The organism is Sphingobium sp. WCS2017Hpa-17 (assembly GCF_031843765.1).
Taxonomy (GTDB): Bacteria; Pseudomonadota; Alphaproteobacteria; order Sphingomonadales; family Sphingomonadaceae; genus Sphingobium.
The window spans coordinates 15,182-31,499 of the sequence record NZ_JAVTIV010000033.1 but is presented as its reverse complement, the minus strand read 5'-3'; the positions used below and the strand labels follow the sequence as shown (position 1 = coordinate 31,499).

Below are 16,318 nucleotides of genomic sequence, written 5' to 3'. Positions count from 1 at the left end.
CCGCGATGCCGATGCTGCATTCCGCGATGTGCTCGCTCAAGAAGGCGTCGAGGCCTTCCTCGGCAAGTAAGATGCCAAATCCCCCAGCAAACCGTCAGTAGCCGCGGTCCTCACCGGATGCGTACGCGTGAAGTGCTGCTCGGTCAGGATATGATGCATGGCCATAAAATAGCACCGCCACTTTAAAATAGCAACGATACTTTCAGCAAGCGGGTTGATGACGTTTTGAGGAAGATAAAGACATGCGTCGTAAGCGGCCTGCGGAACGGCGGCAGCAGCCTCGGGAATTCATTATGCTATCGTGTCGCGATGCCGCTGCCTCAGCCAGCCAGAGGACATCACAGGGACGATGGCGTCTTTAACTTGCCGGGGACGCAGAAAACGATGATGTGCCGCGCCAGAGTCGAGCCTTCTGGGATATAGTTCACATGCCAGAGGCACTCTGCGATGGTCGGGGGCGGACCCGCACGGTCCACAAGTTCGAGGATGCCCAGAAACCCGAGACGCACATTGGTTGCCTGATAGGCTCCGGCCTGTCCAAAATAGGTCTTGGCCACGTCCCGGTCGACCGCGCCGAAGTGGCGCTTGAGCTCCGCGATAAACCGCAAGCCCCCAAAGCCGACATAGAGATCGCTGCGTCCGGTCGCGATGCCTTCCACTTCGGTCAACACCTCGGCAGTGGTGAGATTGCCTTTGACGAATTGCCTCAGGTCAGACTGGAGGTCGCCCTCTTTCGCATCGTCGGCGCGCAAATATTCGGTCCGCGAGCCAAGCTGCTTGCGCCCGGCGTCCTGCCGGTCCGCGCAGAACATGAGGATCTGTGCCAGCAACGCGTCGAACCCATCCTTCGTCTCCCCCCGATAGTCCGTGCACGATGCGACCGCCGCGGTGAGCTCGCGGAAGAGTTGATTGATGACGGGATTGGCAAACCGCTCCGCCTGCCCCGCCTTTTGGCCAAGAGCGGATTCAAGCGCGGCGGCGGCGGGCTGAGGCAGCTGGTCGGCTCCCGGGAGGCCATGGAGAACGCTCGTCAGCAGGGGATACGAGACGTTCTCCTCAACTTTTCGCGAGGCTGTGAGCTCCTCGCTTCGTCGCTGGACACTGTCGCGAAGTTGCGCCGCAAGGCCAGCATCGATCCCAAAGACGTCCGGTTCCAGCAGCAACTGGTTAAGATGCTCGACCAGCCCGCGCTCGCGTACAAAGGCCGCCTCAATGCGCGGCCGCACCAGTAGCGACAGGCCAGGGCCGGCCTTCAGGGTTCGCTCCGCATCATAGACCACCAGCACCGCATTGAGCGTTGCGGCGGCGTTCAGCCAGCTCGGGCGGGAGAGATCGTCAACCGCGCGCCGCGCGGAACGGGCCAGGCCGACCCAGGCGATCTCGCGATCCGCCCGCGGCGCGAGCCAAGGCGGCAGCGACCCTGTCTGAAGCAGAGCCCGCCGGTCGGCGATAGCCCGCTCCAGCCGGGAGAGCGCTGCCTGCAAATCGGCCGCCCCCGTCTCGTCCCAAAAGCCCCGGATCATGTCGATTATCGCGTCAAAGGCGGCAGCATCGACGCGATCCTCGTCGGCCAGGGTAGCTTGTCTGAAGCGAAGCTGCGCAGCTTCAAGCCCCGCCAAAATGTCGGGCATGGACGCCTGCTCCAGGGCATTGCCCAACATGATCAGCCCGAGCTCGAACGCGGCTTCGGCTCCAGCCGCTGGGAGCAGGCGTTCGATCGCCACGATGAGATCGTCGCCGCCCCATTGCGTGTACGCCGCGCCAAGGAGCTTTGCCACATGGGCTGCGAACAGCTCGCTCGGCGTTCCCTCGATTTCCGTGAGAAGCGCGAGCAGCCGGTGGCGGTTCATGGCATCGGCCAGCGCCATGCGGAACAGCGCCTCGAGAGCATATGCCGCCAGCAGGTCAGTCCGGGGATCGGACCGGTCGGCGACCCGAGCGAAAAGGATTGGCGCCAGCGCCCGCGCGAGGCGGTCCCGGAGGTGCGGGGCCTCGATCAGCAGATGGGCCGCGTCACGCAAGACCGTAGGCGATGATGCGGCTGCGAAACCGTCGATTAGCAAGGCGTCGAGCATCGGCTGGTCGCTCTCTGGCGCGGTGACCGTCATCGCTACCAGTATGTCTAGGAAAGGCGCCTGCAGAACGGCCTCCCGCTCTGCTTCAAGGCCATCGACGCCACCGATTCGCTCCAGCGTCACCGCCTCGCCTTGGGCGAGGCAGGCTGATATCCTGTCTATGACGGTCACGTTGCAGCACTCGCATGCGCCATCACCACAAATAGGCATCCTTTTTCGCGACCTGACAGCACTCCTCGCCGAGCTGGCTGACTATCGCCGGCGGATTGGCGCTCGCGACGAGAATCTGGAGGCCCGGCGTTTCCTTCGCGATCGTCTGTAGTTCACCTAGCAAAGCGGCAAGATCTATATCGCTGACCTCTTCGGCACCGGGCGAATCGATGATCAAGAGCCCCGGATGGCGCCCGAGGCCGCGCTCCTGGCCGACGCGCAACAAGGCGACGGCCGTCGCGAGCCGCAGCCGCAGCCGCTCGCCCGCGGTCACTTTGCTGAAGCTGGTGCCCTCGCCGCCCTTGGTGAGGGCCAGGGTCGCGTTCGATCCGAGCTTGACGGCCTCGAGCATCCGCACGCCGAGGCGCTGCCCCAGGATCAGGATCTCGTCGCTCAGCCGCTGCAATATGTCGCCACGGCTCTCGTCATAGGCCGTCTCGGCCTCCTTGGCGGCTGCCCGAACCAGCGCAAGATCAGGAGAGGGCGCTGGGGTAACTCCATCTGTCTTGCGCTCCTTGAGCGCTCCCTCGAGACGCGCAACGGCAAGCTCCGCGTCCCGCCTCTGCTGGAAGGTGGTCCCTGTCGCCGCTTTCTCCAACGCTTTGCGCGCTGCGTCGACCGCTTTGCCTGCGCTAACGGCTATCCCGCGCAGCGACGCCTCATGCGCGACGGCGCGCGCGACGGCGGCGCTGGAAGCCTGTGCCCGCCTCTCCCCCGCCTCGATGGTCTCGCTTACCCCCTCCATCGTTTCGACAGGGATATGCTCAGCACACAGCGAGCAGTTGAGTTCGACGCTCTCGCGTTTGATGCGTTCGCCCGACACTTTCGCCTCGCAGCGCGGGCAGCATACCGGATCGAGTCCGTTGAAAAACTGCTCGGCGACAATATTCTCACGCAGATTGCGCAGCGCCCGTTCGTCCGTATCTGCAACGCCCCGCAGCGCCTTGAGCTCTGCCTGCGCTGTAGCGTGGCGTGTCGCCTGGTCGATCGCGATCGGGGAAAGCCGCGCCACTTCACCAGCCAGCCGCTCGAGTTCTTCTGCCGTTGCCTGCGTTGAACTTAGCCCCGCCAGCGTTTTTCGCGCAGCCGCGAGATCGGTCTCGAGGCGTGTTCGTGCCTTGGCGGCTTCTGTCGCTGCACGCACCGCAGCCTTGTTGCTCTGGTCCTGCTCCTGCTCGACCTCCTTTTTGATGGTGCGCGCTTGCATCACCGTCAGCGCCCAAGGGAGCCCCACATACATCTGCAGCATACGGGCGGGCAGGCCGCCCATCTGCACATCGCCTAGCAACAACTTGTGGTCACCGCCAAAATAGAGCCCGCCCGACAAGGCAGTCCAGCCATGCTCGACCGCCATCTTGTCACCTTCCTTGCCCTGCATCGCAGGAATGGGATCGAGGTCGAGCGTGTTCATCATGAACTGCGACATGGCAGCCGCAAACCCCTCGTCCGACGAGAAACGATCGACGATCGTCGGCGCACCACCCGGCCGAATGAGCATCAGCGTGCCGGTTGGAACACCGCCCTCGACCATGAACTCTATACGATAGGGCTGGGCATCGACCAAGAAATCCAGGGCAACCCAGCTCAGCCATTTACGCACATCACCCTGAAGGTTCTTGGGCGTACCGCGCAAGCACCACAGGATGATCTCGAGGATGCTCGACTTGCCAGCGAAATTCTTTTCGCTGGTGATCGCCCAGATGCCTGGTCCTAAGCCTTCCCAGCCGAAATCTATCGCGCCCTGCGCCTTGCCGCCTTTCTCCCCCTTGAACGCGATAGCCGTGATAGTCAGCGTCCGTGCCGGACGCATCGGACGGTCCGCCGTGATACCCCGCCTGCGAAGCGCTATTTCGGCCTCGGCCGGGCTCATGCCCGCCTTTTCCGCAACCGTCTCGAGCCAGCTTGTCGTCATTGTCCGGCCCTTTCCAATATGGCGTCCAGCCTTTTACGCACGCGCTCGGTGATCGGCGCGATGATATGGTTGAGCTCGGTTCCGGCATATTCAGCCTGAAGATATTGGCGATCCTTGAGCGCCTTGCCGCCCTTGTCGCCGGCAATGCGCGTGACGACCGCCGCGCGATCGCGGTACCAGGCCAACTCCGGCGCTGCGGCTGCCAGCGACGCCATCGCCTCGCGTCCTTTAATGGTCAGCAGATAAACATGTTCGCGGACCTGGCCAGGTGATCCCTGCCGCTTGATCCGCACCAAACCCGCCGCAACCAGTATCGATAATGCATTGTCGAGCGGCTCGAATGCCCCGAAATGATAGCGTATCATCGGAAGGCGTCGGAGATCGGGCTCGCGATCGTCGAATATGCGCTCGGCTAACTGAACGAGCGATGGATCGCCCGTTTCCTCGAAAACGGTCAAAAGTTCGTTGGCGAGATAGTCTGGATTGCGCATCCAAAAATCGAGTGCCTGTAGACGCGATTGCGCGTGCAGCGATGCGACAATGTCCGTTCCCCACTGACTTACGTCCGTCGAATTCGCTGCTGCGTCAATACACGCCAGTAACCGTATGGCGCTCTGCCGGTCCGATGCCCCCGATACCCCAGATGTCACGGTCGGTTCCTGCTCTACGCTCGCCAAGACATTTTTCCACCGTCAGGGTCTGGATTTAGCTATTTTGCTCAATTTAAACCCCCGAATTGCTCGTTTTGTAATGAAAAATTGTTCACTAAATCAAGTCTATTAAGTGCCAATGGACCAAGACGAGTGCGATTTTCTGGCAGATCCGTTACTGAACGAAGCTATCGTGTATAATGACCAATGAGACCGACTGGGTTTTCCAGATGCACCCACCAACATCGTCCCTCCCGGCAGTTCAGCTTGTCTCGCCGGCTACCAAGGAGCAGTCGTCGGCAAACGCCGATAGATTGAGCATCCTTCCACGGCCAGTCACCACCACATCCCGCTGCGAACGTCGGCAATCCACCGATAGGTTCCCGTATGCCGACTGTCGCGAATGTCCCAGCGCTTGCGCTCGAAAAAGCTCGCCGGCTGCACCCAGGAACGGCAGCTTATCCAGATGCGCCGCTCCGAAGCCGACTGTCGCAAATGTCCCAAGAGCCGAAGGTTGCTTGGTTCAAAATCGAAAGCTGAGCCATGTCCCCAGGAAAGCAGAATCGACGTAACCCGCCTTTCGCATTACGTCGCCAGCCTTCAAATACTCTCCTCGGGCTGTCAGCGTCAGGCGTGGGGCGATGCTGTAAATCAGCTGCGCGCGGGCCAGTTGCGCTACATCCTTCCCGGTAACGCGTTCGGTTCCGATGTAAGGCGTGTAGTTGGCCCGATATACCGCATCATGCCGATCGTCCCGCCATGTGAACTGATATTCGAACGAAGCGCGCAGCTTGGAGGTCGGCGTGAAACTGATGTTGGGGGCAATGGCTATCATGTTGGTGGCCGTCAGGAAGAGGCCATAGCTGAAATAGATGTTGTTGCCGTAAGGCGCGTAGGCGTTACGGAGCGTTCCCTTGTCATAGCCCCCGCCGCCGCTGCCATAGTCCACATGGACGCCCACCCGCGGCGCGTTCTTCTCTTCGCCCAGTTTCCACGTCTGCGCGAAAAATGCCTGCCATGCATCGATCCGGCGGTCCTGAAATTCGCCATATTGGTGCACCAGCGTCCAGTCCAGAGACAGGCGGCCGACGTCACCCCAAAGCCGCGCGCCAGCATAGTATCGAACCGCCGGGGCGACGATCCCGCCCCATGTTCCGACACGATTGCGCCGCCGCCAGAAGAAGGGGTCGAAGAACAGCTTCGACCCGCCCAGCCAGTTCTGCGGCACGACGAAGCCCGCAGAAACGCCGCTGAAGCGCCGGTTCTTGTCAGGCACGTCGTCGCCCAGCCCACCATTGCCGAGATCGGTCGTTTCGAAATCGAACAAAGTTGCCCGCATCACAGGCGTACGCGCCCAGACGCGCGTACCGTTCAGCACGAAGCGAATGGTATTATTGTCCCGCTGGGAAATCAGCAGATTGGGGCCATCGGTAAACTCCTGCCGCCCGTATCGAACGCCCAGATCGATGTCGCCGACCCGTCCTTTGGCTTCTGCGAAATATTGCTGATAGACGAAATTGTTGTTGAAGGTGCCGGACGGCGTACCGATGTTCTTGCCGCTGATCTGCCCATGGGCAATCTCACCATAGAAGCGCAGATGCTCACCCACATGCAGGTCCGCGCCCGCGACGAGCCTCAATATGTCCTGTCGCTGCTCGGGGCCTTCGATCAGCTGCGGATTGCCGGTCAGGTTCATGCGCGCCCGCGCCTCTCCGCTGAGCGTCAGATAGATGTCGCCATCCTCGTCCAGAGGCAGATATTTGAGCCGGTCCAGAAAGTCGTCCCGCTTGGCCGGGTCGCGATAGACGCGCCAGTCCTCGGCCCAGCGGGAAAGATTATAGCCTCCGACAGTCGCGCCATCCCCTTGCGCAGCGGCGGGATAGGATGGCGGACTGGTTTCCGCGAAAGTGGGGGCGGTAAAGGCAAGTGCCGCCGCACCCCAAAATGGGTTGAATTTCATGACATCCTCTCATGCGGGGGTGCTGCCCACGGGCGCACCCTCCGTTCTTCTCTTATATCTCAGGCGGCGACGAGTTCGCGTGCCGGTTCTTCCGAAGCGATGGGCAAGCGTCCGGCCAGAGCGTCGTCCAGCTTCTGCCGGTCGAGCGCACCTTCCCATCGCGCAACGACGATCGTGGCGACGGCATTGCCGATGAAATTAGTGAGGCTGCGGCATTCGCTCATGAAGCGGTCCACGCCCAGAATCAGCGCCATGCCAGCGACCGGCACCGTCGGCACGATGGACAGGGTCGCCGCCAATGTGATGAAGCCCGCGCCGGTTACGCCAGCCGCGCCCTTGGACGAGAGCATCGCAACGCCCAGCAGCAGTATTTCCTGACCCAGCGTCAATTCCACCCCGGTCGCCTGCGCGATAAACAGCGCCGCCAGCGTCATATAGATGTTGGTGCCGTCGAGGTTGAAGCTGTAGCCGGTCGGCACGACCAGTCCGACCACCGACTTTTCGCAACCCGCACGCTCCATCTTGGTGATGAGGTTGGGCAGCGCCGCTTCCGAAGAGGACGTGCCCAGCACCAGCAGCAGTTCGGCCTTCAGATAGCGCAGCAGGCGGAATATCGAAAAGCCGCTAAGCCGAGCCACTGTGCCCAGCACGATGATCACGAACAGCGCCGAGGTCAGATAGAAGGTCGCGACCAGCGCTCCCAGACTGGCGAGGGTGCCGATGCCATATTTGCCGATGGTGAAGGCGATGGCGCCGAACGCGCCGATGGGGGCCGCCCGCATCAGAATCGAAACCAGCTTGAAGACGATGAGGCTCAGCCGTTCGAGAAAGCGGACGACGGGTTGCGCCGGTTCGCCCACAAGGCTGATGGCCACGCCGAAGAGAATGGCGATCAGCAGGATCTGGAGGATGTTGCCCCCCGTAAACGCGCCGATGAGCGTGGTGGGAATGACGTCCAGCAGGAAGCCGACCAGCGTGCTGTCGTGCGCCTTGGCCGCATAATCCGCCACCGCCGCTCCATCCAGCGTCGCCGGGTCGATATTCATGCCCGCGCCCGGCTTCACCACATTGGCGACGATCAGGCCGACGACCAGCGCCAGAGTGGAAAAGGTGAGGAAATAGGCAAATGCCTTGGCAGCGACGCGGCCGACCGAACCCAATTCCTTCATCCCGGCTATGCCGGTGACGATCGTCAGGAAGATCACGGGGGCGATGATCATCTTCACCAGCTTGATGAAGGCATCGCCCAGGGGTTTCAGCGCTTCGCCATAGGCCGGCCAGAAGTGCCCCAGTATCGCGCCCGCCGCGATGGCGATCAGCACCTGCACATAAAGTTGCGACCCCCAACCGCCTTTCGCGGGTGGTCCCTCCGCCGAGGAGAAATTCTGGTTGATCATGTTCAGGCGCTCCGTCTCCAGTCGCCGGCCTTGTCAGCCGGTAATCGGATTGCAGAGTCGCCCGGCAGGGCCCATTGCGCAAACCGAGAATGGAAATCACGGAAGCATATGAAAAATATGGATAATGTGCATTTTCTATACGCCCATCATGTCCCCATTCGTTTCATTTCCCGCATAGGAAAACCATGATCTGTGTGATATTCCACACAAATGGCATCGCCCTTTCGTCTTCACGGCTGGATTACCGCTGGCGCAATCCTGCTAGCCGTTGCTGCCTGCTGGATCTTTGCCTTCCGGTTCGAGCGGACGGCGCGGGCCGAGTTTCTCGCGACCCAGCGAGAGGAAGCCGCGCTCCAGACCCGCGCACGGCTGCGACTGCTGGAATCGGAGCTACAGAAATATCGCCTGATCCCGGCCGTTCTGGGCGAGTATTCCGACGTCCGGCAGGCATTGCAGGCGCGGGCCCCCGCGATGGAACTCAGCGACAAGCTCGCCCTGCTGAGCGAGAGGACGGGAGCGGCCGCCATCTTCCTGCTCGACGCGAGTGGGCGGACGATTGCAGCGTCCAATGCCCGCCAGCCGAGCAGCTTCGTCGGGCAGGATTACAGCTTTCGCCCTTATTATCGGCTGGGATGGCTGAAGGGCGGCGGTGAGTATTTCGCGCTGGGCACCGTCAGCCATCGCCCCGGCCTCTATCTTTCGCGTAGGGTGGAAGGGCGCGCGGGGGCCATCGGCGTCATCGTCGTCAAGGTGGAGTTCGATGCGATCGAGAGGGGGTGGGCCGGACATGGTTCATGGAGCTTCGTGGCGGACCAGAATGGCATATTGCTGCTGAGCAGCGATCCTGCCAAACGCTTCTTCGCGCTGCATCCGGTTCCGCCCCGCCTGCGCGGCATGATAAAGCGCAACCTGCAATTCGGCGCGGCGCCGCTCACGCCCATCGGCATGCGGATCGCTCCCGATGGCACCGCCATGCTTCAGGACGGCAGCAGCGCGATGACGGCCAGTCTTGCTGCCCCCGTCGCGGGATGGCGGCTCTATTATGTGACGCCGATCGGCGAAGGGCTGGCCGCAGTCAACCAGCGCGTGCGCGTGGCGACGGTGCTGTTCGCGGCATTGCTGATCCTTTTTGGCGCGGCTGTCGCGTGGCTGCTTGCGCGTCGGCGCCGTACCCTGCGTGACCGTGAGCGGCTGGAGCGTGAAGTGGCGATCCGCACCGAAGCGCTGGGGCACGAAATGGAGGCCCGTACGCTCGCAGATCGTCGCTATCGTCAGGCGCGGGAGGAACTGGCCCATGCCAATCGATTGGGGACGATGGGAACCATATCCGCCGGGGTCGCCCATGAAATCAATCAGCCCGTCGCGACCATCCGCACCTTTGCTGAAAATGCCGACCTGTTTCTGGATCGGGACAAGCCGGAAAAGGCGCGCGCCAATCTGCGCGAAATCATCGCCATGACGGATCGCATCGGCAGTATCACCGCGCAACTGCGCCGTTACGCGCGGCGCGGCGTGGGGCAGATGGGACCAGTATCGCTCGCGCAGGTCATGGAAGGGGTGCGGCTGCTGGTGGGCGACCGCTTCCGCAGCGCAGGCGTGCGCCTCAGTCTGGCCGATCCTGACCCGGCGCTTCATGTGCTGGCAGGCCGGGTCAGGCTCGAACAGGTGCTCGTCAATCTGCTCAGCAATGCGCTCGACGCCGTTTCGGGGCAAGCCGACGCGCAGGTTCTGGTGACGGTCTCGTCCGTCGATGAGCAGGTGATCGTCGACATATGCGACAATGGCGCGGGGGTGGATGCCGCCATCCGCGACGACATCTTCATGCCCTTCGCCAGCACCAAAGAGGAGGGCCTTGGCCTTGGTCTCCACATCGCGCGGGACATCATGACCGAGTTTGGCGGCGCGCTGGAGCTGGTGGACGACGGTCCGGGAACGACATTCCGCATGACATTGGTGAAGATATGACCGGGCCGCAAATCCTGCTGATCGACGATGACGACGCGCTTCGCTCTGCCCTGGCGCAGTCCTTCGACCTTGCCGACATCCCGGTCCGGTGCTTTGGCGAAGCGAGCGAAGCGCTGGCGCAACTCGATCCTGCTTTTACAGGCGCGGTGATCAGCGACATCCGGATGCCCCGTATGGACGGGCTGGAACTTTTCCGGCGCATATCGACGATCGACCATCAGATTCCCGTGATCCTGATGACCGGGCATGGCGATGTGTCCATGGCTGTGTCGGCCCTGAAACAGGGCGCGTTCGATTTCATCGCCAAGCCCTTCGCCACCGATCATCTGATCGCTTCGGCTCGCAGGGCGATAGAGATGCGCACATTGGTTCTGGATAATCGCCGCCTGCGCCATCTGGCGGAGGAAGGGGCAAGTGGCGAACCCCTGATCGGCGAAAGCCGGGCGATCGTGCGGCTGCGCGAACAGATGCGCCATATCGCGGAGGCCGATGTCGATGTGCTCATCGAAGGGGAGACGGGCACGGGCAAGGAACTGGTCGCAACGCTGCTCCATCGCTGGAGCCGACGCCGGGGCCAGCCCTTCGTCGCCATCAACTGCGCCGCTCTGCCCGACGATGTCGCCGAGGCGGACCTGTTCGGTCAGGAAGGAAGGGCGCAACTGACACAGGCAGGGCGTATCGCCCGTGCCCATCGCGGAACGCTCTTCCTTGATGAGATCGAAAGCAGTCCGGCCCGTCTGCAAGGGTCGCTCCTCAGGGTATTGGAGGAGCGCGAAATCCATCCCGTCGGCGCGGCGACCCCGCAACTGCTCGACACCCGTGTCATTGCCGCTGCAAAGCCGGGCATCGATGCGCAGGTGGCGGAAGGGCGCTTTCGCGCGGACCTGCTTTATCGCCTCGATACCGTCCGGCTGCGCATCCCCCCGCTGCGCGACCGGCGCGAAGATGTTCCGCTGCTGTTCGGCTATCTGCTCCATCAGGCGGCCAGCCAGATCGGACGCGCCGTGCCGGACGTGACAACTGCCATGCGCGCGCGGCTCAGCGATCATGACTGGCCGGGCAATGTGCGGGAACTGGCCAACTATGCCAAACGGGTGCTGCTCGGCATGGAGGCCGACGATCCGGATGTGGACTCCGGCTTGCCGCTCAACCAGCGCGTGGATCGCTTTGAAGCGCTCACCATCCGCCAGGTGCTTGAAAGGGTGCAGGGCGATGCGCGCGCGGCGATGGCCGAACTCCAGCTGCCGCGCAAAACCTTCTACGACAAGCTGAACCGCCACGACATCAACATCTCACAATATCGATGATGAAGCTGCGCCAGGCGGCAAACCACTGGTCGGTTAGGCATCTTCTTCCGACGCTATCCGAGTACGGGCGGTGATTGAAATACGTCGTGCTTCAGATGGGTTTTGAGAGCTGGTAACCGAGCTTCCTCAGGAGCCGACAAGCAGCGAGTGGCGCCCACCCCGACACTGCCATTGCCAACCCGGGAGAGCCGCTTTTAACCACCCAGTTCCCAAGAGTTGACAGGCAGCTATGTCCCAACGTCGGCCGATCAAGCTCCCACCAAGTGCCGCGCCCGCATCAGCGCCTGTGCGTCGGGGGCACGGCCCAGGAAGGCGCGGAACGACGCCATAGGATCGCGACTGTCGCCAGCCGACAGTATTTCGTCGCGGAAACGCGCGGCGAGTTGCGGGTCGAAAATGTCGCCCGTCTCCACAAATGCCTCGAACGCGTCTGCGTCGAGCGCTTCGGACCAGGCATAGCTGTAGTAAGCGGCCGAATAGCCGCCGTCGAAAATATGGGTGAAGTAGGGAAAGCGGTGGCGCAGGCCGACTTCGGGCGGCATGCCCAGCCGATCGAGTTCCGCCGCGACAAAAGCGCGCGGATCCGTCTCCGACTCTGCTTGCTGATGGACTGCGAGATCGACCAGCGAGCAGCCGATCAGTTCGACCGTGGCGAAACCCTGGCCATAAACCTCGGCCTGGCAAATCGCGACGATCAGATCGTCGGGCACACCGAAGCCGGCCAGCACTTCCCGGCTGACGATCCAGTTTTCCATGAACTTGCTGGGAAACTCCACAAAATCGCGTGCGACCGCTGTGCCCGACTGGCTGGGATAGACGACGCGAGAGAGCAGGCCGTGCAGCGCATGGCCAAATTCGTGGAACAGGGTGCGCGCCTCATCGATCGACAGGCGGGTCGCGCCGCGATCTGGTGGCGGCGCGGCCGCGAAATTGGCGACGAGATAGACGACCGGACGGACGTCGCCGTCCATCGCCTCCTGCACCCGCAGGCTACCCATCCAGGCGCCCCCATGTTTTTCCGGCCGCGCCAGATAGTCAGTGAACAGCAGGCCCACCGCGCCGCCATCCTTGTCCGTAACTTCCCAGGCCCAGACATCGGGATGATAGCCGGCAATGTCGGCCCGCCGGGTGAAGCTGAGGCCATATAGGCGCGCGGCGGTGTCGAACGCCGCCTGCCGCACTGCGTCTAGCCGCAGATGCGCCGCCACCGCCGCGCCGTCCAGCGCGTAGCGGGCGCGCCGCACCTGCTCCGCGTAGAAGCGCCAGTCCCAGGGCGCGAGAGCAAAGCCACCGCCTTCCGCATCGATCAGCGCCTGAAGCTCCGCCGCTTCCTCCGCCGCGCGCCGCTTGCCTGGTTCCCAGAGCTGGCGCATCAGGTCGCTCGCTGCGGCGGGATCATGCGCCATGCTGTCTTCCAGCGCATAATGGGCATGGTCGGCATAGCCGAGCAGCACCGCCCGCTCCCGCCGCAGCGCCAGCGTTTCGGCAATGATCGGCCAATTGTCGTGCGGCCCGCCGTCGCAGCGGTCGGTGAAGGCGCGCCACAACTTTTCCCGCAGGTCGCGCCGCTGCGAGAAGGTCAAAAAGCCCTCAAAATCGGTGCGGTCGAGCGTGACATGATAGCGGCCCGCCTGCCCCTTTGCCTCTGCGCGCCCGGCGGCCGCCTCACACATGGCGGGCGGCAGTCCCGTGAGGTCCTCCGCCTCCAGATCGAGCACCCAGGCCGCCGTCGCCGCCAGTACATTCTGCCCGAATTGCACCGACAGGGCCGACAGCCGCGCATCGATGGCGGCGAAGCGTTCCTTGTCGGCGGGGACAAGCGCCGCACCGCCACGCAGAAAGCCGGCATGGCTGCTTTCCACCAGCCGGATCTGCTCCGGCGTCAGACCGCTCTGATGCCGGGCGGCATGGACGGCGAAGATGCGCGCGGCCAACGCCGCATTGTGACTGATCGCGACCGAATGGGCGCTCAGCCGCGCCGATATGTCCGCCTCGATCGCGCGGATGCCCGGCGTGCCTTGCGCCGAGGACAAGGTCCAGAACAGGCGTCGCACCCGCGCCAGCGGCTCGCCCGACCGCTCCAGCGCGGCGATCGTATTGTCGAAGGTCGCCGGCGCATCCTGCCCGGCGATCGCGGCAATCTCCGCCGCATGCCAGCCGATCGCGGTCGTCAGCGCCGGCAGGAAATCCTCATCCCGCACCTGCCCGAAGGGCGGCGCGCCGAGCGGGCCGGTCCAGGGTTGCAGCAGCGGATTGGCGATCGGATCAGTCAAGAGAGGACACCTCATCGGTGTGGACCTGGAACCGCACCAGATTTGCCGGGCCAAAGGCGGTCGTCAAGGCGACATCGGTGGCATCGCGGCCCCGTGCCATCAGGATGCGGCCGATCCGGGGGCGGTTGTGGCGAGCGTCATGGGTGTACCAGTCGCCATTGATATAAACATCGAACCAAGCGCTGAAATCCATCGGCGCGTCCACCGGCGGCACGCCGATGTCGCCCAGATAGCCGGTGCAATAGCGCGCCGGTATATTCATACAGCGGCAAAGGGTGATGGCGAGATGGGCGAAGTCGCGGCACACGCCCTGCCGTTCCTGATAGCCGTTCCAGGCGGTCTTGTCCGGCCGGGCGTGATGATAGCCGAACTCGATATGATTGTGGACGAAATCGACGATAGCATCGACCCGGCCGCGCGCGGTGGCGAGATGGCCGAAATTGGCCCAGGCGACGTCCATCAGCCGGTCGGTCTCGCAATAGCGGCTGCCGAGCAAGAAGGGCATGACCGCATCGGGTAATTCCTCCACCCGCATTTGCGGGTCGTCGGGTGCGCGCCGGTCCGGCTCGCCGCTATCCTCGATCACGAAGTCGCAGGACAGGGTGACATTGCCGGGCGGGATGGTCAGCCGGGTGGCAACATTTCCGAACCCGTCCTCGAAATGATAAAGCGGGATGTCGGGGCTGGCGATCAGCCGCTGCGGTGTGCGCAGATCCTGATGGCGCGAGGGGTGGAGGCTGAGCAGCGCCATCATCGCCATCCGCCTGTCGGTAGAAAACTCGATATCATAGCCGCAGCGGATCAGCATGTCGGGGTCTTTCCTGAAGCGCCGACGATGCGGCTGTTGATGGCGCCATGGCCTGTGGTGGGGAACAGAGCTGGATCGGCGCGATGGACGTCGACCGATATGTCCATGCCCAGGAAACTGGCGGGCAGGCCGAACCAGGTGCCCGACAGCGGCAGCGCCTGATAGGGATCGCGCGCGATTGCGACGCGGATCAGGCCGCGATTGCCGATGATGCCGTTGGTCGGATCGAACTCTACCCAGCCCGATCCGGGCAGGAAGATGCGCACCCAGGCATGGGTATTGCCGCCACCGACCACGCCCTCGTGCCGGGATGGGTTGTAGACATAGCCCGACACGAAGCGCGCAGCGAAGCCCAGCGCCCGCACGGCCTCGATCATCAGCACCGCGAAATCGCGGCAGGTCCCCTGCCGCCTGCGCAGCGTCTCGATCGGAGACTGGGTGCCCTTCTCATGTCGGGGGACATAGGTAAAGTCGCGCTGGATGCCGGTCGCGATCCGGGTCAGCAGGTCGACCGTGCCGGTATTGCCGTCATTGCGGACGAAGCCGCGCGCCCAATTGTCGACCACCCGTTCCGGGTCCAGATGCTGCCGCTCGATGGACCGCAGCAGGTCGGGCATGTCTTCCGACGAGTAAGTGAAGGGAAACAGCCGGGCATAGGGTTCGACATCGACTTGCTGCTGCGCCAGTGGCGCATGTTCCAGCGTCACTTCGCTGGTGACGACCAGATGCGAGGCGCGCTTTTTGAACAAGGCGATGGCAACGGAGTTTCCAAAGACATCGTGCAGCCAGCGCAGTTCGATGGGTTCAGGATCGATGTCGAGCCGGGCGGACAGCAATCGCTGGTCGAAGGCTTCGCGCGGCCGCATCATGATGCGATGCTCGCCCAGCGACACCGGCTGCTGATAGCGGTATGTGGTTACGTGATGGATCGTCAACAACGGCATGAAAGGAAGATCCCGATGGCCCGAGAGGCGACGACATTATTGGGTCCGGACGATCCGACGCCGTTTGCCATCGATAACGCGGAAGGTCGCTCGCCGTTCCTGCTGGTTGGGGATCATGCCGGGGCCGCCATTCCCGCAGCGCTGGGCGATCTGGGTCTAAAATCCGCAGACCGCACGCGACATATCGCTGTTGACATCGGCGTGCGGGAGTTTGGCAGAGAACTGGCCCGCCTGCTAGACGCGCCTTTCATCCATCAAACCTATTCGCGCCTCGTGATCGACTGCAATCGCGATCCCGGGCATGAGGACGTAACAGCTATCCAATCCGACGGCACATCCATCATAGGCAATGGCGCACTCGACGACGCAGCCAGGCAGGCTAGGATAGCGGCCATTCACACGCCTTATCATGCGGCCATATCGGCCATGCTCGACGCCAAGCAGGCGGCGGGTACTGAGACTATCCTGCTTTCGCTACACAGCTTCACTCCGAAGCTGAACGATTTTATCCGGCCTTGGCATGTAGGTGTTCTGCACTGGCTTGGACGCACGGATTTCGCCATGGCCATGGTTGCGCAATTACAGGCCGACAAAGCGATATGTGTGGGCGACAACGCACCCTATCGGATGGACGCCACCGATTACACGGCGCCTCTTCACGCTTTTCCCCGAAACCTTCGCTATGCAGAGATTGAGATCAGACAGGATCTCATCAGCGATCATGATGGCCAAGCTCACTGGGCCGCGAAAATCCAGAAGGCGGCGACGTCGGCATGGCGATAATAGCCATGGGGTGAGGCCAATCACTCATGCGCGA

The 16,318-nt window shown here is 62.9% G+C and carries 11 protein-coding genes; 3 read left to right on the top strand and 8 right to left on the bottom strand.

The annotated features are described in order from the left end of the window. Positions 1-338: 338 nt before the first annotated feature. The 5 genes from RQH62_RS23240 to RQH62_RS23220 form a co-directional block, all read right to left on the bottom strand. The gene (locus tag RQH62_RS23240; RefSeq protein WP_311271024.1) at positions 339-2,246 is read right to left on the bottom strand and encodes a hypothetical protein; all 1,908 of its coding nucleotides are present in this window, start codon (positions 2,244-2,246) and stop codon (positions 339-341) included. Positions 2,247-2,268: 22 nt separating this feature from the next. Further along, a complete protein-coding gene (locus RQH62_RS23235; RefSeq protein ID WP_311271023.1) occupies positions 2,269-4,197 on the bottom strand; it encodes a hypothetical protein in 1,929 nt (642 codons plus the stop codon). Next, a complete protein-coding gene (locus RQH62_RS23230; RefSeq protein WP_311271022.1) occupies positions 4,194-4,874 on the bottom strand; it encodes a hypothetical protein in 681 nt (226 codons plus the stop codon). Before RQH62_RS23230 ends, RQH62_RS23235 begins: the two co-directional genes overlap by 4 nt. 496 nt (positions 4,875-5,370) lie before the next feature. After that, on the bottom strand, positions 5,371-6,807 hold the full coding sequence (locus tag RQH62_RS23225; RefSeq protein ID WP_311271021.1) for an alginate export family protein: 1,437 nt from the start codon (positions 6,805-6,807) through the stop codon (positions 5,371-5,373). 59 nt (positions 6,808-6,866) lie between these two features. After that, complete coding sequence (locus RQH62_RS23220; RefSeq protein ID WP_311271020.1) at positions 6,867-8,204, bottom strand: dicarboxylate/amino acid:cation symporter; 1,338 nt, start codon at positions 8,202-8,204, stop codon at positions 6,867-6,869. Positions 8,205-8,414: 210 nt separating this feature from the next. Between RQH62_RS23220 and RQH62_RS23215 the strand changes: the two genes are divergently transcribed. After that, positions 8,415-10,169, top strand: coding sequence for an ATP-binding protein (locus tag RQH62_RS23215; protein ID WP_311271019.1), 1,755 nt, complete (start codon positions 8,415-8,417; stop codon positions 10,167-10,169). Next, the gene (locus tag RQH62_RS23210) at positions 10,166-11,476 is read left to right on the top strand and encodes a sigma-54 dependent transcriptional regulator (RefSeq protein WP_311271018.1); all 1,311 of its coding nucleotides are present in this window, start codon (positions 10,166-10,168) and stop codon (positions 11,474-11,476) included. Before RQH62_RS23215 ends, RQH62_RS23210 begins: the two co-directional genes overlap by 4 nt. 248 nt (positions 11,477-11,724) lie before the next feature. On the opposite strand, the gene RQH62_RS23205 is transcribed toward RQH62_RS23210, so the two are convergent. The 3 genes from RQH62_RS23205 to RQH62_RS23195 are packed head-to-tail and all read right to left on the bottom strand — an operon-like array spanning position 11,725 to position 15,501. After that, positions 11,725-13,764 carry a M3 family metallopeptidase gene (locus RQH62_RS23205; protein ID WP_405053589.1) on the bottom strand — a complete coding sequence of 680 codons (2,040 nt, stop codon included), beginning with the start codon at positions 13,762-13,764 and terminating at the stop codon, positions 11,725-11,727. After that, entirely contained in the window at positions 13,742-14,557 is an 816-nt protein-coding gene (locus RQH62_RS23200) for a transglutaminase family protein (RefSeq protein WP_311271016.1), read from the bottom strand. The genes RQH62_RS23205 and RQH62_RS23200 overlap by 23 nt, the downstream gene beginning before the upstream one ends. Continuing rightward, positions 14,551-15,501 (bottom strand): transglutaminase family protein, encoded by a 951-nt coding sequence (locus RQH62_RS23195; protein ID WP_311271015.1) that lies wholly within the window; start codon positions 15,499-15,501, stop codon positions 14,551-14,553. Before RQH62_RS23195 ends, RQH62_RS23200 begins: the two co-directional genes overlap by 7 nt. Before the next feature lie 15 nt (positions 15,502-15,516). Here RQH62_RS23195 and RQH62_RS23190 point away from each other — a divergent pair, with 15 nt between their 5' ends. Continuing rightward, a complete protein-coding gene (locus RQH62_RS23190; protein ID WP_311271014.1) occupies positions 15,517-16,284 on the top strand; it encodes an N-formylglutamate amidohydrolase in 768 nt (255 codons plus the stop codon). Positions 16,285-16,318 lie beyond the last annotated feature (34 nt).

Coding starts and splice junctions, on each gene's coding strand:
- RQH62_RS23235 (WP_311271023.1), bottom strand. CDS start 4,197: ATGACGACAAGCTGGCTCGAGACGGTTGCGGAAAAGGCGGGCATGAGC.
- RQH62_RS23215 (WP_311271019.1), top strand. CDS start 8,415: ATGGCATCGCCCTTTCGTCTTCACGGCTGGATTACCGCTGGCGCAATC.
- RQH62_RS23210 (WP_311271018.1), top strand. CDS start 10,166: ATGACCGGGCCGCAAATCCTGCTGATCGACGATGACGACGCGCTTCGC.
- RQH62_RS23205 (WP_405053589.1), bottom strand. CDS start 13,764: ATGAGGTGTCCTCTCTTGACTGATCCGATCGCCAATCCGCTGCTGCAA.
- RQH62_RS23220 (WP_311271020.1), bottom strand. CDS start 8,204: ATGATCAACCAGAATTTCTCCTCGGCGGAGGGACCACCCGCGAAAGGC.
- RQH62_RS23225 (WP_311271021.1), bottom strand. CDS start 6,807: ATGAAATTCAACCCATTTTGGGGTGCGGCGGCACTTGCCTTTACCGCC.
- RQH62_RS23195 (WP_311271015.1), bottom strand. CDS start 15,501: ATGCCGTTGTTGACGATCCATCACGTAACCACATACCGCTATCAGCAG.
- RQH62_RS23190 (WP_311271014.1), top strand. CDS start 15,517: ATGGCCCGAGAGGCGACGACATTATTGGGTCCGGACGATCCGACGCCG.
- RQH62_RS23200 (WP_311271016.1), bottom strand. CDS start 14,557: ATGCTGATCCGCTGCGGCTATGATATCGAGTTTTCTACCGACAGGCGG.